This window comes from Serratia sp. CY31944 (genome assembly GCF_052169175.1).
GTDB lineage: Bacteria > Pseudomonadota > Gammaproteobacteria > Enterobacterales > Enterobacteriaceae > Serratia > Serratia sarumanii.
This window is the reverse complement of the sequence record NZ_JBJNLG010000005.1, coordinates 148,724-168,897: the sequence shown is the minus strand read 5'-3', so window position 1 is coordinate 168,897 and position 20,174 is coordinate 148,724. Positions and strand designations below refer to the sequence as shown.

Annotated in this window: 23 protein-coding genes and 2 pseudogenes; 11 read left to right on the top strand and 14 right to left on the bottom strand. The window is 63.8% G+C overall.

The genetic code is table 11. The features are described from left to right. Positions 1-9: 9 nt before the first annotated feature. Positions 10-666, bottom strand: coding sequence for a glutathione S-transferase family protein (locus ACJ8IN_RS07950; protein ID WP_041034091.1), 657 nt, complete (start codon positions 664-666; stop codon positions 10-12). Between the two features lie 241 nt (positions 667-907). On the opposite strand from ACJ8IN_RS07950, the gene ompC reads away from it, so the two are divergent. The 3 genes from ompC to ACJ8IN_RS07935 all read left to right on the top strand — a co-directional run bounded on the left by ompC (position 908) and on the right by ACJ8IN_RS07935 (position 3,884). Continuing rightward, a complete protein-coding gene (gene ompC, locus ACJ8IN_RS07945; protein ID WP_033646909.1) occupies positions 908-2,005 on the top strand; it encodes a porin OmpC in 1,098 nt (365 codons plus the stop codon). 179 nt (positions 2,006-2,184) lie between these two features. Continuing rightward, on the top strand, positions 2,185-3,036 hold the full coding sequence (locus ACJ8IN_RS07940; RefSeq protein ID WP_043146974.1) for a GNAT family N-acetyltransferase: 852 nt from the start codon (positions 2,185-2,187) through the stop codon (positions 3,034-3,036). Between the two features lie 17 nt (positions 3,037-3,053). Then, positions 3,054-3,884, top strand: coding sequence for a 5'-nucleotidase, lipoprotein e(P4) family (locus ACJ8IN_RS07935; RefSeq protein ID WP_049233841.1), 831 nt, complete (start codon positions 3,054-3,056; stop codon positions 3,882-3,884). A 3-nt stretch (positions 3,885-3,887) separates the two neighbouring features. On the opposite strand, the gene ACJ8IN_RS07930 is transcribed toward ACJ8IN_RS07935, so the two are convergent. From ACJ8IN_RS07930 to ACJ8IN_RS07915, 4 genes are all read right to left on the bottom strand, one after another. Next, complete coding sequence (locus ACJ8IN_RS07930) at positions 3,888-4,406, bottom strand: GNAT family N-acetyltransferase (RefSeq protein ID WP_103829709.1); 519 nt, start codon at positions 4,404-4,406, stop codon at positions 3,888-3,890. Between the two features lie 2 nt (positions 4,407-4,408). Beyond that, positions 4,409-4,978, bottom strand: a complete 570-nt coding sequence (locus ACJ8IN_RS07925) for a helix-turn-helix domain-containing protein (RefSeq protein ID WP_033646915.1) — start codon at positions 4,976-4,978, stop codon at positions 4,409-4,411. Positions 4,979-5,047: 69 nt separating this feature from the next. Next, on the bottom strand, positions 5,048-5,170 hold the full coding sequence (locus tag ACJ8IN_RS07920; protein WP_263283608.1) for a hypothetical protein: 123 nt from the start codon (positions 5,168-5,170) through the stop codon (positions 5,048-5,050). Continuing rightward, positions 5,164-6,618 (bottom strand): MFS transporter, encoded by a 1,455-nt coding sequence (locus tag ACJ8IN_RS07915; RefSeq protein ID WP_060421402.1) that lies wholly within the window; start codon positions 6,616-6,618, stop codon positions 5,164-5,166. The genes ACJ8IN_RS07920 and ACJ8IN_RS07915 overlap by 7 nt, the downstream gene beginning before the upstream one ends. A gap of 103 nt (positions 6,619-6,721) precedes the next feature. Here ACJ8IN_RS07915 and ACJ8IN_RS07910 point away from each other — a divergent pair, with 103 nt between their 5' ends. The 4 genes from ACJ8IN_RS07910 to ACJ8IN_RS07895 all read left to right on the top strand — a co-directional run bounded on the left by ACJ8IN_RS07910 (position 6,722) and on the right by ACJ8IN_RS07895 (position 9,361). Next, complete coding sequence (locus tag ACJ8IN_RS07910) at positions 6,722-7,375, top strand: helix-turn-helix transcriptional regulator (protein ID WP_060421400.1); 654 nt, start codon at positions 6,722-6,724, stop codon at positions 7,373-7,375. Positions 7,376-7,552: 177 nt separating this feature from the next. Continuing rightward, positions 7,553-8,047: a DUF2878 domain-containing protein gene (locus tag ACJ8IN_RS07905; RefSeq protein ID WP_060421398.1), complete on the top strand. Its 495-nt coding sequence runs from the start codon at positions 7,553-7,555 to the stop codon at positions 8,045-8,047. Between the two features lie 110 nt (positions 8,048-8,157). Further along, a complete protein-coding gene (yedA, locus tag ACJ8IN_RS07900) occupies positions 8,158-9,078 on the top strand; it encodes a drug/metabolite exporter YedA (protein WP_060421395.1) in 921 nt (306 codons plus the stop codon). A 106-nt stretch (positions 9,079-9,184) separates the two neighbouring features. Then, the gene (locus ACJ8IN_RS07895) at positions 9,185-9,361 is read left to right on the top strand and encodes a hypothetical protein (protein WP_016928550.1); all 177 of its coding nucleotides are present in this window, start codon (positions 9,185-9,187) and stop codon (positions 9,359-9,361) included. Here ACJ8IN_RS07895 and ACJ8IN_RS07890 read toward each other — a convergent pair. After that, positions 9,349-9,453, bottom strand: a pseudogene (locus ACJ8IN_RS07890) (LysR family transcriptional regulator); the annotation flags it as partial. The gene ACJ8IN_RS07895 and the pseudogene ACJ8IN_RS07890 sit on opposite strands and share 13 nt — an antisense overlap. Before the next feature lie 83 nt (positions 9,454-9,536). Here ACJ8IN_RS07890 and ACJ8IN_RS07885 point away from each other — a divergent pair. Further along, positions 9,537-9,617, top strand: a pseudogene (locus ACJ8IN_RS07885) (SDR family oxidoreductase); the annotation flags it as partial. 6 nt (positions 9,618-9,623) lie between these two features. Here the strand turns inward: ACJ8IN_RS07885 and ACJ8IN_RS07880 are convergent. From ACJ8IN_RS07880 to ACJ8IN_RS07845, 8 genes are all read right to left on the bottom strand, one after another. Beyond that, positions 9,624-10,385 carry a phosphate/phosphite/phosphonate ABC transporter substrate-binding protein gene (locus ACJ8IN_RS07880; protein ID WP_077791439.1) on the bottom strand — a complete coding sequence of 254 codons (762 nt, stop codon included), beginning with the start codon at positions 10,383-10,385 and terminating at the stop codon, positions 9,624-9,626. 28 nt (positions 10,386-10,413) lie between these two features. Further along, positions 10,414-11,187 (bottom strand): ABC transporter permease, encoded by a 774-nt coding sequence (locus ACJ8IN_RS07875; RefSeq protein WP_033637624.1) that lies wholly within the window; start codon positions 11,185-11,187, stop codon positions 10,414-10,416. Then, a complete protein-coding gene (locus tag ACJ8IN_RS07870) occupies positions 11,184-12,119 on the bottom strand; it encodes an ABC transporter ATP-binding protein (protein ID WP_033637623.1) in 936 nt (311 codons plus the stop codon). Before ACJ8IN_RS07870 ends, ACJ8IN_RS07875 begins: the two co-directional genes overlap by 4 nt. Then, positions 12,116-13,276 carry an ABC transporter permease gene (locus ACJ8IN_RS07865; RefSeq protein WP_033637622.1) on the bottom strand — a complete coding sequence of 387 codons (1,161 nt, stop codon included), beginning with the start codon at positions 13,274-13,276 and terminating at the stop codon, positions 12,116-12,118. Before ACJ8IN_RS07865 ends, ACJ8IN_RS07870 begins: the two co-directional genes overlap by 4 nt. A 61-nt stretch (positions 13,277-13,337) precedes the next feature. Continuing rightward, the gene (gene osmF, locus ACJ8IN_RS07860) at positions 13,338-14,267 is read right to left on the bottom strand and encodes a glycine betaine ABC transporter substrate-binding protein OsmF (protein ID WP_033637621.1); all 930 of its coding nucleotides are present in this window, start codon (positions 14,265-14,267) and stop codon (positions 13,338-13,340) included. A gap of 40 nt (positions 14,268-14,307) precedes the next feature. Beyond that, positions 14,308-15,339 carry a fatty acid desaturase gene (locus tag ACJ8IN_RS07855; protein ID WP_103773792.1) on the bottom strand — a complete coding sequence of 344 codons (1,032 nt, stop codon included), beginning with the start codon at positions 15,337-15,339 and terminating at the stop codon, positions 14,308-14,310. 156 nt (positions 15,340-15,495) lie between these two features. Next, positions 15,496-15,864, bottom strand: a complete 369-nt coding sequence (locus ACJ8IN_RS07850; RefSeq protein WP_060437320.1) for a cell envelope integrity TolA C-terminal domain-containing protein — start codon at positions 15,862-15,864, stop codon at positions 15,496-15,498. A 44-nt stretch (positions 15,865-15,908) separates the two neighbouring features. Further along, positions 15,909-16,820: a LysR substrate-binding domain-containing protein gene (locus ACJ8IN_RS07845; RefSeq protein ID WP_033646934.1), complete on the bottom strand. Its 912-nt coding sequence runs from the start codon at positions 16,818-16,820 to the stop codon at positions 15,909-15,911. Between the two features lie 140 nt (positions 16,821-16,960). On the opposite strand from ACJ8IN_RS07845, the gene ACJ8IN_RS07840 reads away from it, so the two are divergent. Genes ACJ8IN_RS07840 through ACJ8IN_RS07830 form a run of 3 tightly spaced genes read left to right on the top strand, consistent with a single transcriptional unit; the run spans position 16,961 to position 20,092 of the window. After that, complete coding sequence (locus ACJ8IN_RS07840; protein WP_033637618.1) at positions 16,961-17,605, top strand: hydrolase; 645 nt, start codon at positions 16,961-16,963, stop codon at positions 17,603-17,605. A gap of 48 nt (positions 17,606-17,653) precedes the next feature. Then, the gene (locus tag ACJ8IN_RS07835) at positions 17,654-18,199 is read left to right on the top strand and encodes an antibiotic biosynthesis monooxygenase (RefSeq protein ID WP_033637617.1); all 546 of its coding nucleotides are present in this window, start codon (positions 17,654-17,656) and stop codon (positions 18,197-18,199) included. A 21-nt stretch (positions 18,200-18,220) separates the two neighbouring features. Then, positions 18,221-20,092, top strand: coding sequence for an amidohydrolase (locus tag ACJ8IN_RS07830; RefSeq protein WP_103773791.1), 1,872 nt, complete (start codon positions 18,221-18,223; stop codon positions 20,090-20,092). Positions 20,093-20,174 lie beyond the last annotated feature (82 nt).

Sequence of the window (20,174 nt, the reverse complement as noted above, 5' to 3'; positions counted from 1 at the left end):
GGGGAGGCATCACGATTCCAGCGGGGCAACACCGTCGAAATGGGCGCTCAGCAACGCATTCAGCTCCGGCCGCTGTTCCACCCGCTCTGCGATGGCGTACAGCCGCGGGCAGTGTTGCCGGAACCACGCGCGGCCCGGCCGCCAGTTGCACATCACCGCCACGTACAGATCCAACGCGCTGAAGCTCTTGCCGAGAAACCACGGGCCCGCAGCGCCGGCGGCGGCGTTCAGCTGCCGCAATAAGCGCTCGCGATAATCCATTACCGCGTTTTTCAGCTGTTCCGCCCCCGCCGCCTGCGGCTGCCAGCGCTGCGGATGGTCGGCATAGGTGAAGGTGGGGTAAATCTCCGCGTTGATGAACAGCAGCCAGCGCAGAAAACGCGGCAACAGCGGCGAGCCGCCGGGCGGCGCCAGTTCGGCGTGCGGCGCGCGATCGTGCAGCAACAGAATGATCGCCGCACTCTCCGTCATCACTTCGTCATTGGGCAACACTAAGGTGGGCACCTGGCCCAACGGGTTCAGCGCCAGCAGGCGATCGCGCTCCGGGCCGTCCTGCGTGTAGTCCACCTCCTCATAGCCCCAGGGGAAAGCGGTCAACACCAACGCGGCGGCCACGATCGTCGAGCCGCAGCCCTGCGTGCCGAACAAAGTATAAGTATCGTGCATGATTCCTCCCGCAGCGGAACAAGGTATCGATAACTGTAGACCAGCCGCCGACCGTCGGCCGAAGAAAAAATTCACTCTTTACGCGACTTTTTTAATCGTTCGACATGAAAATGAATTTTTTGTCATAAATAGATCACATTACTACGGTAAAAATTCTCCGCCGCCAACAATCAGGCGGCACAGTAAAACAGCAATGCAACTGATGATAAGCGTCTTTCAATCGAATAAAGCAGGGTAACCCATGAAACGTAATCTTCTGGCCGTTATTATTCCGGCACTTTTACTTGCGCAAGCGGCACAGGCAGCAGAAATCTACAATAAAGACGGCAACAAACTCGATTTTTACGGTCGTGTAAAGGCCCTGCATTATTTCTCCGATGATGCCGGCAACGACGGTGATAAAACCTACGTGCGTATCGGCTTTAAAGGCGCGACTCAGATTAACGATATGCTGACCGGCTACGGCCAGTGGGAATATCAGATCGCCGCCAACCACACGGAATCCGACGGCACTAAAGACACCAAAACGCGTCTGGGCTTCGCCGGTCTGAAATATAAGGATCTCGGTTCCTTCGATTACGGCCGCAACTACGGCATCATTTACGACGTCGGCGCCTGGACGGATATGATCCCTGAATTCGGCGACGATGCTTATATCAAGACCGACAACTTTATGAACGGCCGTACCAACGGCGTCGCCACCTACCGTAATAACAACTTCTTCGGACTGGTCGACGGCCTGAAATTTGCCGTGCAGTACCAGGGCAAGAACGAAAACGACGGCCGCTCCGCCAGCAAGGCGAACGGCGACGGCTGGGGCCTCTCCTCCAGCTACGAAATCATCGACGGCCTGAGCGTGGGCGCCGCCTATGCCTCTTCCAACCGCACCACCACGCAAAAAGCGGGCACCTTCGGTAAAGGCGACAAGGCCGATATCTGGGCCGGTGGTCTGAAATACGACAACAACAACGTCTACCTGGCCGCGACTTATTCGCAGAGCCGCAATATCGCGCCTATTTCCGGCACCGCCACCATCAATAACAATGCCACTTCCGTTAGCGGCTTCGCCAATAAAGCGGAAGGGATTGAATTGGTCGCGCAATATCAGTTCGACTTCGGTCTGCGCCCATCGCTGGGTTACGTTCAGCAGAAAGGCAAAGATATTGAAGGCATCGGCGACGTCGATCTGGTGAAATATTTCGACGTAGCGGCAACCTATTACTTCAACAAAAACATGTCCACTTATGTCGAATATAAAATCAACCAGCTCGATGACGACAACAAGCTGGGTCTGAAAAACGACGACGTGGTTGTTGTCGCCCTGACCTACCAGTTCTGATGTGATGAATGAATAACCACCACTGCAAACTTTAGCGTCACTTGATACCCAGAGTTTTATTTCGCCGGGCGGCTGCGTCCGGCTTTTTTGTTTTTATTTTCCCCCTGTCCAATCCCCCCGCTTGCCTTGCAAAAAAAACGGGTCTACATGTATAGCTTTCTCCCCGAGCGAAATCAGCCATGCATAACGACGGACGCTTCGACTTCCACAACGCCCTGCGCTACAGCAGCGACGAACTGGCGAACATCCTCAGCCACTGCTTTGAAAACTACATCGTGCGCTTCGTTGTCGACGGGCCGACCTTCGCCGCCCGTTTCGGCGCCGAAGATCTCAGCCTGAACGACAGCCTGATCGTCACCCACCGCCATGAACCGGTGGCGGTGGCGCTGATCGCCCGCCGCGGCCGGCACAGCCGGGTCGCGGCCTTTTCCGTGCGCCCGGAGATGCGCGGCCAGGGCCTGGGCAAGGCGCTGATGCAGCGGCTGGTGGCAGACGCCCGCCACCGCGGCGACCGGCGGCTGTCGCTGGAAGTGATCGAAGGCAACGACGCCGCGCTGGCGCTGTACCACCGCGCCGGGCTGCGCATCGTGCGCACCCTGACCGGCCATCAGGCGCCGGCGGAAGCGCCGCCAGGCACGGCGGAACTGCAGGCGGTCGATCCGCTGACCGTCAGCCATCGCCTGACGGCGGAAGGCGCCACCGATCTGCCCTGGCTGATCGCCCCCGAATCGCTGTTCAAGCTGCCGGGCAAACCACAAGCCTATACGCTCAATCGCCAGGCCTACGCCGTGGTGATGCCCGGCGCCGAGCACTGCTGGCTGCGCCTGATCTACGTGCCGCCGCAGCACCGCGGCCAGGGGCATGCGCGCGCCTTGCTGGCCGCCCTGCAAACACGGTTCGCCCCTTTGCCGCTGACTGCCAACGTCGTTGTGCCCGAGGTGGCCGCCCCCTTCTTTACGCATCTTGGCTGGCGGCAGGATCCCCTGCGCCAGTTCGAGATGGATATGCTGCTGGACAGCCCACAAGAATAAAACCGAGAGAGATAACGATGGCAGGAAAACAGGCAAGGACACTCACCCTCGGCGCGGCGATTGGCGTCGCGCTGCTGACGCTGGCCGGTTGCGCGCAGCCGCCGCACACCGACGCGCAGGCCCAGCAGCGGCTGGCGGATCAGTCGGTGCTGGCGGTGAACTGGTTCCAACAGTCCGGCGAATACCGCGCGCTGGCGCATCAGGCGTTCAACAGTGCGCAGCGCGCCTTCGATCAGGCCAGGGCCGCGCCGGGCCGTAAAAAGGCGGTGGTGGTCGATCTGGATGAAACCATGCTGGACAACAGCGCCTACTCCGGCTGGCAGGCGCAGCAGGGCCAGCCATACGACGGCGCCACCTGGGCCAAATGGACGCAGGCCGAACAGGCCGGCGCGGTGCCGGGCGCGGTGTCGTTCGCCCGCTACGTCAACGCCCATCAGGGCACGATGTTCTACGTGTCGAACCGCAAGCAGAGTGAATACGCCGCCACGGTGGCCAACATGCAGAAGCTCGGTTTCACCGGCATGTCGGAAAAGACCGTGCTGCTCAGCACCGATACCTCCAATAAGCAGGCGCGCTTCGACGCCATCAAACAAGCCGGCTACGATATCGTGGTGTACGCGGGCGACAACCTGAACGACTTCGGCGCCGCGACTTACCACCAGGACAACGCGCAGCGCCGGGCGTTCGTCAGCGAGAACCAGAACAAGTTCGGCACCGAATTCATCGTGCTGCCCAACCCGCTGTACGGCGATTGGGAAAGCGGGCTGGCCCGCGACTACAACAAGCTGACGCCGCAGCAGAAGCTGCAGGTGCGCCAACAGGCGATCAAAGCCTGGCGCGGGCGCTAAGCCTCACAGCAGTTTGTACATATAGCAGGTGGCTTCCAACGCCCCGCCGTCGCTGGCGCGGGCGTAATGCGGAATGTCGCCCGCCGCCTCGAACCCCAATTGGCGGTACAACCCCTGCGCCGCGCTGCCGCTCAGGGTGTCCAGCACCAACAGGCTGCGGCGATGACGCGCCGCCAGCGCCTGCACTTCCTGCATCAACTGCCGGGCGACGCCCTGCCGCCGCGCCTGCGGGTGCACCATCAGCTTGGCCACTTCCGCCCGGTGGCGGCCGTTGTCCGGCATCGCCAACAGCAGCTGCACGGTGCCGACCGGCCGACCGTTCGCCAGCGCCACCAGCATCGCACGCTCTCCCCGCGCCAGGGCCGGCAGCAGCCCCTGCCAAAATGCCCGCGCCTGCTCCACTGTAAACGGCATGACAAAACCGATGCTGGCGCCGTGCGCCACGCTGGCGTGCAGCATCTCGGCCAAGTCGTCCATGGCGTTTTGCGCCGCGTCGGCGCCCCACTGTTGCAATTCAATCATGGCTATGGCCTGCAGATAACGAGCGTGTAATGGGCCGGCTCATCGCCGGGGACATGGAAACGGGACGCGCCGAACAGGCGGTAGCGCAGGCAATCGCCGGGCGACAGCCGGAAAACGCGCCCTTCCAACGTCAGCTCCAGTTGCCCGGACAGCAGCCAGAGGTGATGCTCCAGCGCCGGAATCGACGGCAGGTCGTAATCAATCTGCGCGCCGGCATCGAGCCGGGCTTCGATAAACTCGGCCTTATACAGCGCGGCGGGAGGAGAAACGGAGCGACGGTGGAAACCGCTGGCTCGATCGACCCATACCGGCTGTTGCGGCGGCCGCAACAGCTCCGGCGGTTCGTCTTCGATTTCGCTCAACAGGCGCGACATGGTCAACCCGTAGGCGGCGCACAGCCGGTTCAGCAGCGACGCCGTCGGGCTGGTTTCGGCGCGCTCCACGCGCGAGAGCGTCGCCCGGCTGAGACCGGTGCGCTGCGCCAGCTCCTCCAGCGACCACCCCTGCTGCTGGCGCAAATCCGCCAGCCGCTGCGCCAACCTCAGGTCGGCAGTCTCCAAACCGTTATCCATCGCTCACACTCCGCCTTGAAATCCCATATAAGAGAAATAATCTCAAATTAGAGATATGGCAAGCGGATTTTAAAAAATGCCGCGCAGCGCGATGAATATCAGCATGCTCAGCAACACCACCGCCAGCATACTGCGCAGCAAGAACGCCACTATCACCGCAAACACATCGAAGAAGGAGGAGCGTTCTAGCACTCGCGCGAGGGCGGGTTTTGTACAAGATTGCCCGTCTCGGCGCCCGGCGGCGCGATCGCCGCGCAGCGCCAGGCGCTGAATACCGCCAGCAGCGGCGCCAGCGCGAACGCCAGGAACAGCCAGCGCGCCGCCGACGCCGCGCCCGCCGCGCCGCCCGGATCGTTCAGCCCCGCCAGATTGGCGATCATCCCGGCCAGCGCCGCACCGAATGCGGTGGCGAACAGCTGCACCGTGGTAATCGAAGCGCCGGCGATATCTTTGTCCGCTTCGGGCGCCACCTGCAAAATGCGCGTCAGCAGGTGCGGCCAGCCGAAGCCGATGCCGAACCCCACCAGCAACAGCGCAATGACGATCGGCGCCAGCGCCTGCCAGTGGCCGCCGGACGGCACCGGCATCAGGATCGCCAGCGCCAGCAGCCCCACCAGCACAAACAGCGGCCCGCTGACGATCGCCCGGCGAATGCCCGCCCCGCGCCAACCGGAGCTGAGGATCTCGGACAGCGTCCAGCCGGCGGCCATGGCGGCGGCAATATAGCCGGAGATCAGCGGCGACTGGCCGTGCAGCAGCTGCAGAAAATAGGGCACGAAGATCTCGCTGGTCATGCCGATCACCAGCAACGCGGTCGTGATGTAGAGCGCCGCCAGCGATGAGCCGCGCCGCAGCGCGCCGTGCGGCAACAGGCGGGCGCGCGAGTGCGCTTCGCGCTTCAGCAGCCAGGCCATCAGCACCAGCGAGAGCGCGATGCCCGCCAGGTTGATCCAGGCGCTGTGCGCCAGACTGCCGGCGGACACCGCCAGCACCGCCACGGTCAGCAACAGCAGCTGCGTGGTCGGCAACGGCGCGGCCGCCTGCTGCGCTTTGCCCTTGGGCAGAATCAGGAAGGTAAATGCGGCGTACAGCGCCATGATCGGCAGCAGAATGCCGAAGGCCCAACGCCAGGCGTTCAGCTCGGCGAAAATGCCGCCCACCGCCGGCCCCACCAGGGTGGCGATGCCCCACATCGCCGAGATGAGCGCCATGGCGCGCGGCCACAATCGTTGCTCGAACACCAGGTTGATCATCGCGTAGGAGAGCGCAAAGATCAGCCCGCCGCCGAAGCCCTGCACCGTACGGCCGATCAGCATCACCGGCATGCTCGGCGCCAGCGCGCACAGCGCCGCCCCGGCGATGAAGAACAGCGAAGCCACCAGATAGGCGCTGCGCGCGCCGTAGCCGCTGAGCAGCCGGGCCGACAGCGCGGAACCGAGGATCGACGCCACCACGAACAGCGTGGTGTTCCAGGCGTAGAGATCCAGACCGCCGATATCCTGCACCACCGAGGGCAGAATGGTGGTGGCGACCAGAATATTGATGGCATGCAGCGCCACGCCGAGCGAAAGCGCGATCGCACTGGCCGCATTTTTGCCGGAGAAAAGGTCGCTCCAGCGGCTATCGTCATGGGTTATCACGGTTGTCGTCCTGTTTTCAGAGGAATGGCATTGAGTTGGTCATAAGATTGCGTTAAATTTAACAAGAGTTATCTTGGAATAAGTTAGGGCGAGGCGGAGAAATATGTCAAGAACAAACTTGGAAAATAGCGGCGGCACCGCACAATCGGTCAGTGACCGCTTGCTGACGCTATTGAAAACCCGCGGCCCGCAGCAAGCTTCTGACGCAGGAAAGGTGCTCGGCACCACCGGTGAGGCGGCCCGCCAGCAGTTCGTCAAGCTGGCGAAAGAGGGGCTGGTCGAAGCGGTGGCGGAAACGCGCGGCGTGGGCCGCCCGGTGCAGCTGTGGCATTTGACCTCGGCCGGCAACGCGCGCTTTCCCGACACCCATGCGGATCTGACGGTGCAGCTGCTGCGCACCGTGCGCGACAAGCTGGGCGAACAGGCGCTCGACGTGCTGATCGAGACCCGCGAGCAGGAAAACCGCATCAACTACAAGCAGGCGATGATCGGCGCCGCCGATCTGCAGGAGCGCGTGGCGCGCCTGACCGAAATCCGCTGCCGCGAAGGCTATATGGCCGAATGGCGTCAGGAGGAGGACGGTTCCTATCTGCTGGTGGAAAACCACTGCCCGATCTGCGCCGCCGCCACCGTCTGCCAGGGCTTCTGCCGGGCGGAGCTGAGCATCTTCACCGAAGTGCTGCAGGCGCAGGTGGAGCGCGCCGAACACATTCTGGCCGGCTCGCGCCGCTGCGCCTACCGGATTTCTCTCCTGTAACGCCGGTTTTTGCCCACGTTTTCAACCGGTACAGATTATTCTGCTTGTGCATCCCGCACCTTCCCTTCTAAGGTTGAATTAACGCATATTCAGACCAACAGCGGGCCTCGCGCCCGCTCTGGCAAATCCGTCGGCGCCTGGCGCGCAGCGGCAGAGTAACCCCACGGGAGTTGAACGATGAAGAAGCCGCATGCCGGATTCTGGCTGGCGACGCTGGGACTGGGCGTCTGCTGGCTGCTGGCGCTGCTGACTCGCGATCGGCTCAACGGCATCCTGCTGGCCGGCGCGGCGCTGGCGCTGATCTTTACCCCGGCCGCCCGCCGCAAAGGCGCGGCCCTGGCCGCCCTGGGCGGTATCGGCATGGATGGGCTGTGGAGCTACAGCGGCGTGCTGCACTACAGCGGGCAACACGGCCTGCCGCTCTGGACCATCGCGCTGTGGATCGGCTTCGGCTGCTGGTGGTATTGGCTGCTGGACGTGGTCAGAGCGGCCCCCTGGCCGCTGGCGGTACTGGGCGCCACCGTCGGCCCCTTCGCCTACGCCGTGTCCTGGAAGCTGGACGCGTTGCTGCCCGGCGTGCCGCCGGATTTCATGCTGCTGCTGCTGGCCGTCGGCTGGTCAATTTACCTGCCGGCCGTCAGCTGGCTGCAGTGGAAGCGGCGGGACAGCTGAACGGCGGGCGGCGGCCGGGAAAAATAATGCCGAAAGCCATTGCTTATCGGTTGCCCGATCGGGTTTACTGAGCGTTCTAATAATAATCACCCCTGCAAAAACATATCCCTATGCTTAGCCAACAAAGCCGTAGCGTCCTGCCGTTGATCGGGGCGTTGTTCACGTTATATATCGTTTGGGGTTCCACCTATTTCGTCATTCGCCTCGGCGTCGCGCAGTGGCCGCCGCTGATGATGGCCGGCATTCGCTTTCTGGTTGCCGGCATCGTGCTGTTCAGTTTCCTGGCCTGGCGCGGCCACGCGCTGCCGACGCCGAAGCAGTGGCTGGCCGCCGGCGCCATCGGCATTCTGCTGCTGGCGGTGGGCAACGGCCTGGTGACGGTGGCGGAGCACCAACACGTGCCGTCCGGCATCGCCGCGGTGATGGTGGCGACGGTGCCGCTGTTCACCCTCTGCTTCAGCCTGCTGTGGGGGATGCGCAACACCAAACTGGAATGGGCCGGCATCGCGCTCGGTCTGGTGGGCATCGTGCTGCTTAATACCGGCAACAACCTGGTGGGCAACCCGACCGGCGCGCTGCTGATTTTGCTGGCGTCGGCCAGCTGGGCCTTCGGGTCGGTACTGGGATCGCGCATCTCGCTGCCGGCCGGGCCGATGGCCGGCGCGGCGGAAATGCTGGTCGCCGGCGTGGTGTTATTGGCAGCCAGTCAGCTGAGCGGCGAGCGTCTGACTCAGATGCCGAACACCGGCGGCTTTCTGGCGCTGGGCTATCTGATCGTCTTCGGCTCGATGCTGGCGATCAGCGCCTATATGTTCTTGTTGAAGAACGTGCGCCCGGCGGTCGCCACCAGCTACGCCTACGTCAACCCGGTGGTGGCGGTGCTGCTCGGCATCGGCTTTGCCGGCGAATCGCTGGCGCCGCGCGAGTGGCTGGCGCTGGTGATCATCGTGGCGGCGGTGGTGCTGGTGACGCTGGGAAAATACCTGTTCGCCCGCCCGGCCCGCGTGCAGGCCATCGACAGCGAACGGTAGCGATCGCAAAGGGCGGTCTGCGGGCCGCCGTTAAAAACGATTCTTGTTTCACCCGGCGAAGGGGCTATAATTCCCGCTGTTCCAAGCAACCTGCGAAATTATTCCTATGCTGAAAAAAGCGTTCGTCATCGTCATCGCCCTGTGCGCCTTCGGTTCTTTGGGCGGCGTATTCCTCGCCGGGCTGAACATCTACACCCGTTCCACCACCCCGCACGAAGAAAGCGCGCCTGCCGGGGATGCCGCCGCCACGCCGGCGCAAACCGAAACCCTTCAGGCCAAGTGATCGTCCAGCCAGCGCTGGCAGCGCAGCTGTAAAAAGCGCTGCGGCCGCCTGACGCGTTCCGACACCTGCGAGCGATGCGGGCACCAGGCATTTCGAGCAGTTCCTCACCGCGCCATAGCCGCCTTCCCCACGCCGGGGAGAAAAACGACGCGCTGCGCCTGATGCAGGCCGACGCGCGGCGGGTTACCTGCTGGCGATGGAGAACGGCTTCGTCACCGGCAGCGCGATCGACATCGACGGCGACGCCCTGCTGTAACGGCGGCTAGAGCGCCGTCACGCCCTGCGCGGCGGCCTGCTGTTCCAGCACGGTGATAATCTGGTAGGCCGAACGCGGCACCAGGCTGAAATCGCCGATCAGCAGGCGATCGCTGACCGCCTCATCCAGCATCGCTCGGGCGCCGGCGCGCAGGATTTCCACCTGTTCCGGCGGCGTACCCGCCGCGGTGATCAGCGGCAGACCGGGCACCGCCGCCGTGCGGCCGATGATTTTCAGCCCCTCCAGCGCCTGCGGCTGCGCCCGGCGCAGCAGTTCCATGCTGATCGCATCGATGGCGGCGATATCCGCCTGCCCGCTGCGGATCAGCTTCAGCGACTGATAATGCGCGCCGGAGGCAATCGCCGCACCGAAGAATTTCCCGTCCTGCGCCAGCGGCGCGATCAGCGCGCGCAGGCCGTTGTAGCCGGATTGGGAATCGGTGCTGTTATAGGCCGCCGTCCGGCCGCGAAAATCCGCCAACCGTTCGCCGGGGTCGCCCGCGCGCACCACCAGCCAGCTGCGGTAATTCGGCCCGTCGCACCCCTCAACCCGATAATGGTAGGTGCCGATCAGCTGCACCTGCGGCAGAGTGCTGACCAACGGATAACCGCAGGTTTGGCTGAGCAGCAGATCGTCGCGCCGCCAGTGCTGCGCCAAATCGTCCGGCCAACTGAGCCGCTCCGGCGCCGCCGGCAGCCCCAGGCGCAGCAGCTTGTCGCGCAATACCTGCCAGAAAGATTCGGCCTGCTCCCGGCCAACGCCGTACATCGGTAGAGACACCTGCATCATTTCCCCCTTACCCCGCCGGAGTGGTCGCCAGCGTCTGCTGACGCCAGGCGGTGAGATAACGCACCCAACGTTCGAACAGCATATCGGTGATAATAGCCAACAATGCCACCACCGCCGCGCCCTGGATCACATAGGCGGTGTTAAAGCCGCTCAGACCGATGATGATCGGCGAGCCGAGGGTCTTGGTGCCGACGGTGGAAGCGATGGCCGCCGTGCCGATGTTGATGATCACCGACGTGCGGATCCCGGCGACGATCACCGGCGCCGCCAGCGGCAATTCGACCCGCCACAGAATTTGCCAGGCGCTCATCCCCACGCCGCGGGCAATCTCGCGCGTGGCGGGCGGCACCGATTCAATGCCCGCCAGCGTGCCCTGCAGGATCGGCAGCAGGCCGTACAGCACCAACGCAATGATCGCCGGCTGTTCGCTGAAGCCCATCACCGGCACCGCTACCGCCAGCACCGCTACCGGCGGGAAGGTCTGCCCCACAGCCACCACCGTTTCCACCAGCGAACGAAACTCCCGGCCGCTGCGCCGGGTTACCGCCACGCCGGCCGCCACGCCGAGAGCCACCGCGATCAGGCTGGAGATCGCCACCAGCGACAGGTGCGCCCCCACCAGCGCAATAAAGCTGTCCTGCTGATAAATGGGCCGCTCCAGATCGGGGAACCAGGCGGCAAACAGGCCGCGCAGATGATCCATGCCGAACACCAGCGCCAACAGCAGCGCCAGCGTCCAGGGCAGCGGATCGCGCAGCAGGCGCCAGATGCGCCCGCTCATGACAACGCCTGCCCGGCGATCAGATCGTTGAAGTGCAACACCCCCAACGCTTCGCCCCGTTCATCCACCACCGGCAGGCAGTCGCTGCCGCGCGCCACAAACACCGACAGCGCCTCCCGCAGGCTCATGGCGGCGGCGATCGGCTCGCCCTCGGCGGCGCCGGGCCGCACTCGCTCCGCCACCGTTCCCAGCGACAGCAGCTTGATGCCGCGATCGCTGCGCCCGAAGAAGTCCCGCACGAAGTCATTGGCCGGCGCGGTCAGCAGCGCCAGCGGCGTGCCCTGTTGCACCACCCGCCCCTGATCGAGCAGCACCAGGCGATCCGCCAAGCCCAGCGCCTCGTCGATGTCGTGCGTCACCAACACGATAGTGCGGCCGGAGAGCTGATGGATGCGCGCGATCTCCGCCTGCAACGCCGCGCGGGTGACCGGATCCAGCGCGCCGAACGGTTCGTCCATCAGCAACACCTCGGGATCGGCGGCCAGCGCGCGCGCCACCCCTACCCGTTGCTGCTGCCCGCCGGACAGCTGGTGCGGATAGCGACGGCGAAACAGATCCGGCTCCAGATGCAACAGCTCCAGCAGTTCGGTTACCCGATCGCGAATGCGCGCGCGCGGCCATTTCAGCAGCTGCGGCACGGTGGCGATGTTTTCCTCCACCGTCCAGTGCGGAAACAGGCCGATCGATTGGATCGCATAACCCATGCGCCGCCGCAGATCCTGCGGTTTGAACGACTGGATCTCTTCGCCGGCAAAGAGAATCTTGCCCCGATCGTGCTCGATCAGGCGATTGATCATTTTTAACGTCGTGGACTTGCCGGAACCCGAGGTGCCGATCAACACGGTGAATTCGCCCTCGGCGATGTGCAGCGTGAGATCGTCTACCGCCGGCTTGCCCTGAAAAATTTTGCTGACTTGCTCAAAGTGAATCATCGGCGCGATACGTCCAGGATTGAAACCCAAAATTTAAACAGCGAATCGACGATGACCGCCATCATGACCACCGGGATCACCCCCAGCAGAACCAGATCCAGCGCGCTGCTGAGCAGCCCCTGAAAGACGATGGCGCCAAAGCCGCCGGCGCCGATCAGCGCCGCCACCACCGCCATGCCGACGGTTTGCACCGCCAGAATGCGCACGCCGGTCAGGAACAGAGGCAGCGCCAACGGCAGCTGCACGCGCAGGAAGATCTGCCCGCGCGTCAGCCCCATGCCGGTGGCGGATTCGATCACCCCCGCCGGCACGCTTTGCAGCCCCGCCACCACGCTGCGCACCAGCGGCAACAGCGCGTACAGCACCAGCGCCACGATCGCCGGCGCCATGCCGATGCCGCTGACGCCGTGTTCCGCCAGCCAGGGCACCGCCGTCGCCAGCCCCGCCAACGGCGCGATCAGCAGGCCGAACAGTGCGATGGACGGCACGGTCTGGATAATGTTCAGCGCGGAGAAAATCGGCCGCTGCCAGCGCTCGGAGCGAAAACACAGCACCCCGAGCGGCACGCCGATCGCCAGCGCCGGCGCCATCGTCGCCAGCAGAATGGTCAGGTGCTGCAGCAGCGCGGCGTCAAACACCTCCTGGCGATTGTGGTACTCCTTCAGCAGCGACAGCTGATCGAGCTGATGCCCGAACAGCAGCAGCGCCGGCGGCACCAGCACCAGCGCGTTGCCCAGCATGCGCCACAGATGCGACGCGGTGATGCGCGCCATGGCGTCGGCGGCGATCAGCAGGCTCAGCGCCATCGTCAGCCAGCATCCGCTGCCCCAGGAGGTGCGCGCCAGGCGCGATCCCTCCTGCGCCAGACGCCCGGCGGCCTGCCCGCTGATCCAGAAGGCCAGCGTCAGCACCCCGCAGGCGGCCAGCGCCGCCAGCAGCGCCCGTCCCCGCGTCGGCGGCAACAGGCTGAGGATCGCCAATGCCGCCAGCGGCAACAGCAGCCACAGCGCCGGGCCGTGCAGCAGGGAGAACAAGGAGAGGCTTTTGCCCGACAACAGGCGATTGGGGGCATAACTGAGGAACGGCAGGCCGAACGCGGCCAGCAGCAACAGCATGAACAGCGTCAACAAGACGCGATGTTTTACGGCGATAGTCAAAGAAACGCTCCGGTTCCCTCGGTTTACCCCCTCTCCCGACGGCAGAGGGGGCACCTCGGCATTATCCCTTAACAAACCCTTTCTCTTTCAGGTAAGCGGCCGCCACCTGTTTGGCGTCCTGGCCTTCCACGGCGATCTGCGCGTTGAGTTTTTGCAGCGTCGGCCCGTCCAGCGAGGCGAACACCGGCTTCAGCAGCTCAGGCAGATTGGCGTGCGCCTTCAGGGCCGCTTCGCGCACGATCGGCGCCGGCGCGTAGATCGGCTGTACGCCTTTCGGATCCGCCAGCGTCTGCAGCCCCAGCGCCGCCACCGGGCCATCGGTGCCGTAGGCCATCGCCGCGTTGACGCCGGAGGTCTGCTCCGCCGCCGCCTTGATGGTCACCGCCGTATCGCCGCCGGCCAGGGACAGCAGTTGATCCTGATTCAGCTTGAAGCCGTAGGCATTCTGGAACGCCGGCAGCGCATCCGGCCGCTCGATAAATTCCGCCGAGGCCGCCAGCTTGAACTTGCCGCCGCCGTTGATCCACTTGCCGAGATCCGACAGCGTCTTCAGGTGATTGGCCTCCGCCACGTCCTGGCGAATGGCGATGGTCCAGGTGTTGTTGGCCGGCGCCGCGTCCAACCAGACGATTTTGTTTTTGTCGTAGTCGAGTTGCTTCACCTTCTCGAAGCCGGCCTGGGCGTTCTTCCACGCCGGATCTTTCTCATCGGAGAAGAAAAACGCGCCGTTGCCGGTGTATTCCGGATAGATGTCGATCTCGCCGGACGTGATGGCGCCGCGCAGCACCTTGGTGGTGCCGAGCTGCAGCTTGTTGGTGGTCTGGATGCCGTTGGCTTCCAGCACCTGCACGATGATGTTGCCGAGCAGCGAACCTTCGGTGTCGATCTTGGAGCCGACGCGCACCGAGTCGGCCGCCTGCGCCAGACCGCCGGTGGCCAGCAGGGCCAGCGCGACGGCAAAGGAACGTCCGCGTGATAAGGTGATTGCCATACTTTTCCTCTGGTTATACGTTTTCCGGCTCATGGGCCGGTTAGGTTGGAAAATCCTGAGAAACGCGCTTCCAGCGCGCAATAAATTTTTCCGTCGGCAGGGCATCGCCCTCCCCCTGCGGTTCACCGGCGCGCAACGGATGCACGCCGACGTCGATCGGCGTCAGGGCGTAATCGCGCAGCCACTCGCCGTAGCCTTGCGCGACAAATCCCTGGCTGCGGCGCTGGTACGCCTCGCGCTCCGCCAGATAGACTTCGCGCAAACCATACCAGGGCAGGCCGGGCAGATCGTGATGCACTAAATGGTAGTTCAGATTGAGAAACAGCAGCCGCCACGGCCAACCCGCCTCATTAATAATAGAACGTGCCTGCGGTGCGTCCACGGCGCGATGCTCAAAAAACGATCTTACCTTGGTCAGCGCCAGCGCCGGGTAGCTGATGGCCAGCAGGTAAAACGCCGCGCCGATACTCTGTGCCTGCAGCCAGTCGAGCAGCATCGCCAACAGCGACAGGTGCACCAACCACCTCGCCCAGACGCGCCACTCCCCGGCGGCAAGCGCTTTCACCGCCCCGACCAGGGTCGCGGCGATATCCAGCGCCGGGCCGAGGAGCACCCGGCCTATCAGCGTATTGCGCACGGCGGCCAGCAGCGGCAGCAGCCGGGGATAGCGCCGCCACTGCGCGGCGCTGAAGTAATAGCTTTCGGGATCTTCGTGCGGATCGGTCAGGTGGTCGTTGCGGTGGTGGCGCAGATGCGAATCGCGATACAGCCCGTAGGGATACCACACCGCCAGCGGCAACAGGCCGAACAGCTGATTGACGCGCGGCCAGCGCGTAGGATGGCCGTGGATCAGCTCGTGCTGTAACGACATGTACCAGGTGGTCAGCAGGATCAGCAGCGGCGCGCCAAGCCACGGGCCCAGCGTTTGCCAGCCCAGCGCCACGCCGAACCAGCCGCCGTACACCGCCGCCATGATCCCCCAGGTGGGCAGCTCCAGCCGCCAATGCCGGCGCCGATAAAGCTGCCTGATTCGTTCGCGCTGTTCGGGGTGCAAATAGTGGGCGTGGGACATGCTGCGGCTCGCGGTAAGAGATTTTCTCCCAGTATCCGTGAGCCGTAGCGGCATTCAAAATAACGAAAATGGCAAAGCTAAGTGAAAATTCAGCGGGTTGCGTACGCGTAAAAGCGAAAAAATGGGCCGCGCAGGCGGCCCGTCCGTTACCTCCCTTCAGGGAACGAAATCGAGCACCACGGCGTTGAACAGCGCGTACTCGGTGGCGGTGGCCATCGGCGGAAACTGCGCGCGCTGCACTGCCGCGCTCGCCGCCGCGCACAGTGGCGCGTCACCTCTTACGATCTTGCTGCTCGCCAGCTTGCCGTCCGGCCGCAACCGAATGCTGATGGTGCAGCGTTGGCCGCGCGCGCGTTCAGGCAAACGCAGCTCGCGGCTCACCGCGTTATGCACCCGCACCGGATAGCTGAGCGGCGCCGTGGCCTGCGTCTCAGCCTGCGGCTCCGGCAACGGAATGCCGGCCTGATGCCCGGCGCCGCAGCCGCTCAGCAGCAACAGCGCCAACAGGCTTAGCGTCTTTTTCATTCCCGATGTCCTTATTGGGGGGATTTATCCTTATTGCGCGGCCCTCACTGCGCCGCCGGGTAAGCCTCGCCGTCATCCGCGTAACGCTGCAACCGCTCGCGCCACCACTTAGCCGCCAGACCGCTGGCGCTTTCCCGCCAGCCGAAATAGGCAACGTCGCTGCAGCGTTCAGATTCCACGCGTTTCGCCACCAGTTCGCCGCTGTTCAGGTAAGGTTCCGCCAGAGAACGCGGCAGATAGCCGCAGCCCAGCCCGGCCAACTGCGCCTGCAGCTTGGCGTCGAAGCCGAAGACCGTCAGCGTATCCTGCTCTTCGAGCAGGTTCAGGCTCTGCGGCGCGTTGACCCGCGAGGTATCGCGCACCACCACCGCCCGGTGCTGACGGATCTCATCTTTCGGCAACGGTTCCGGCAGCGCCGCCAGCGGATGCTGTGGCGCGACGGCGAACACGTAATCCAGCTGCCCCAGCCGGCTGAACGCATAGCCCACCCGCGACGGCGGCTCGCAGATGGCGCCGATGATAATGTCGGCGCAGCCGTAAACCAGCGATTCCCAGGAGCCGGCCAGCACCTCGTGGCTGAAACGCAGCCGGGTATGATGATGCTGCCGATAGAACTCGTCGATCAGCGGCAACAGGCGGGCAAACGGGAAGGAGGCGTCGATCCCGAGCGTGATCTCGCTTTCCCAACCGTTCTCCACGTAGCGCGCCTGCTGCTCCAGATCCTGCGCCGCCCGCAGCAGCACCCGCCCTTTTTCCAGCATCAGCTTGCCGGTATCGGTGAACTTCGCCCGGTGGCCGGAGCGGTCCAGCAGGGTGATGTCGAGATCGTTCTCCAGCTTTTGCACCATATAGCTGAGTGCCGAAGGGGTTTTAAACAGTGCGGCGGCCGCGGCGGCGAAAGATCCGTGCCGGTCCAGCGCGTCCAAAATCAGCAGCGCTTCCAGGTTTAATCTCATGCTTTCTCCCGTGTATAAAAAAACTCAACAAGTCGGCAAAAATTCTGCGGTATCTTTGAAATCGCCCTCTGCCTACCATGCGTTTTATCGGCGTTACACTCATCAGATGTTCAACCGAAATATCACTGGGAAGGTAAATTATGTCCAAGTTTCAACTGCTTGATAAAGACAACTCCGCACTGATTTTTATCGACCATCAACCGCAAATGGCCTTCGGCGTGGCTAATATTGATCGTCAGCAACTGAAAAACAACGTTGTTGGTTTGGCGAAGGCGGGCAAGATTTTCAACGTGCCAACCCTTTTCACCTCGGTAGAAACCGAAAGCTTCAGCGGCTATATCTGGCCGGAACTGCTGGCGGTACACCCGGAAATCACCCCGATTGAACGCACCTCGATGAACTCCTGGGAAGACGCGGCCTTCGTTAAAGCCGTGGAAGCCACCGGCCGCAAAAAGCTGGTGATCTCCGCGCTGTGGACCGAAGTGTGCCTGACCTTCCCGGCGCTGATGGCGCTGGAAGCCGGCTATGAAGTGTATGTGGTGACCGACACCTCCGGCGGCACCTCCGTCGATGCGCATGAGCGTTCGATCGATCGCATGGTGCAGGCCGGCGCCGTGCCGGTGACCTGGCAGCAGGTGCTGCTGGAGTACCAGCGCGACTGGGCGCGCAAAGACACCTACGACGCGGTGATGGCGCTGGTGCGCGAGCACAGCGGCGCGTACGGCATGGGCGTCGACTACGCTTACACCATGGTGCACCACGCACCGGCCCGCACGCTGAAATAATTCCCCTTGCCCCGGCTCCGCGCCGGGGTATTTTCAGGAGTCGGTTTTATGGCCCATCCGCAGCATGTCACGCTGGTGATCACCCACCGTTTGGCGCCGGGGAACGAGCAGGCCTATGAGGCCTGGCTGAACCGCATCATGCCGGACGCCGCGGGCTTCACCGGCCATTTGGGCGTCAACGTGATTCGCCCTTCCGGCGACGAGCAGGCCTATACGGTGCTGGTCCGCTTCGACAACCTCGACAATCTGTACCGCTGGATCCACTCGCCGCTGCGCAAGCAATACATCGAAGAAGTCACCCCGCTGTTGCTGGAGAGCGACCATATCGAGATCCGCCCCGGCGCGGAGTTCTGGTTTACCCCGCCCAGCCCCGGCGTGCGCCAGCCGCCCCAGTGGAAGCAGTTCATCATCACCCTGCTGGTGATCTTCCCTTCCACCAATCTGGTGCCCTGGTTTTGGGGGTTGGCGCTGCCGCAGCTGAACGGCACGCTGCTCGGCCATTTTCTCAATGACGCCACCGTGGTCGCCCTGGTGGTGTACCTGTGGATGCCTATCGTGACCCGCGTTTTTCATCAATGGCTGACCCGCCGCTAGGCGGTTCGCCGGGAGAATGTTATGAACCACCACGCTTCATTGATCATCACCAACGGCAAGTTTCACACTGTCGATCGCCAAAATCCCACCGCACAGGCGGTCGCCATCCGCGACGGCAAATTTCTGGCGGTCGGCAGCGAAAGCGAAGTCATGCAGCACGCCGGGCCGGAAACCCAGGTGATCGACCTGCACGGCCACACCGCCATTCCGGGCCTGAACGACTCGCACCTGCACCTGATCCGCGGCGGCCTGAACTATAACCTGGAGCTGCGCTGGGAAGGCGTGCCTTCGCTGGCCGACGCGCTGCGCATGTTGAAAGAACAGGCGCTGCGCACACCGAGCCCGCAATGGGTGCGGGTGGTCGGCGGTTGGACCGAATTCCAGTTCGCCGAGCGCCGAATGCCGACGCTGGACGAAATCAACCAGGCGGCGCCGGACACGCCGGTGTTCATTCTGCACCTCTACGATCGCGCGCTGCTCAACCGCGCGGCGCTGAAGGTGGTCGGCTACACCAAAGACACGCCGAACCCGCCGGGCGGCGAGATCCAGCGCGACGCCAACGGCAACCCGACCGGCATGCTGATCGCCAAGCCCAACGCCATGATCCTGTACGCCACGCTGGCGAAAGGGCCGAAGCTGCCGCTGGAGCAGCAGGTCAACTCCACCCGCCAGTTTATGCGCGAGCTGAACCGTCTGGGCCTCACCAGCGCCATCGACGCCGGCGGCGGCTTCCAGAACTACCCGGAGGATTATCAGGTGATCGCCGAGCTGCACGAGAAAAAGCAGCTGACCATTCGCATCGCCTATAACCTGTTCACCCAGCGGCCGAAGCAGGAGCTGGAAGACTTCGAGCTGTGGACCGACATGCTCAAGCCGGGCCAGGGCACCGACTTTTATCGCCACAACGGCGCCGGCGAGATGCTGGTGTTCTCCGCCGCCGACTTCGAAGACTTCCTGCAGCCGCGCCCGGATCTGCCGCCGGGCACCGAGGACGAGCTGGAGCGGGTGGTGCGCCATCTGGTCGAGCACCGCTGGCCGTTCCGCCTGCACGCCACCTATGACGAATCCATCAGCCGCATGCTGGACGTGTTCGAGAAGGTGAACCGCGACATTCCGTTCAACGGGCTGCACTGGCTGTTCGACCACGCCGAAACCATTACCGAACGCAATATCGAACGGGTCAAGGCATTGGGCGGCGGTATTGCGGTGCAGCACCGCATGGCATTCCAGGGCGAATATTTCGCTGACCGCTACGGCATCGCAGCCACCAAACATACGCCGCCGGTGGCGAAAATGCTGGCGGCCGAGCTGCCGGTCGGGCTGGGCACCGACGCCACCCGCGTCGCCAGCTACAACCCGTGGACGGCGCTGTACTGGCTGGTCTCCGGCCGCACCGTCGGCGGCATGGCGATGTACGACGACAGCGCCCGGCTGGATCGCGAAACGGCGCTGATGCTGTGGACGCAAGGCAGCGCCTGGTTCTCCACCGAGCAAGGCAAGAAAGGCCAGATCAAGGTCGGCCAACTGGCGGATGTGGCGGTGCTGTCGCAGGACTATTTCAGCGTGCCGGAAGAGCAGATCAAAGGCATTGAGTCGGTAATGACGGTGGTGGACGGCAAGGTGGTCTACGCCGCCGGCAGCTTCTCGCCGCTGGCGCCGCCGCCGCTGCCGGTACTGCCGGAGTGGTCGCCGGTCACCCAGGTGCCGGGCCACTACCGTTCCGCGCCGCCGTCGGCGGCGGCCAAAGTCGGCGTGCTGAGCCAGGCGCACCAATGCTGCGGCCCGTGCGGCGTACACGCGCACCAGCATGACATCGCGCGCCGCTCCAGCATCCCGGTGTCGGATGAAAACGCCTTCTGGGGCGCGTTCGGCTGTTCATGCTTCTCGTTCTAAGTTGCCAGGCAAGCAACTTATTATGCAACTAGCTTAATAAGATATTAAGCTAGCAACACAACAAATTAATGGCGCTGCCCAC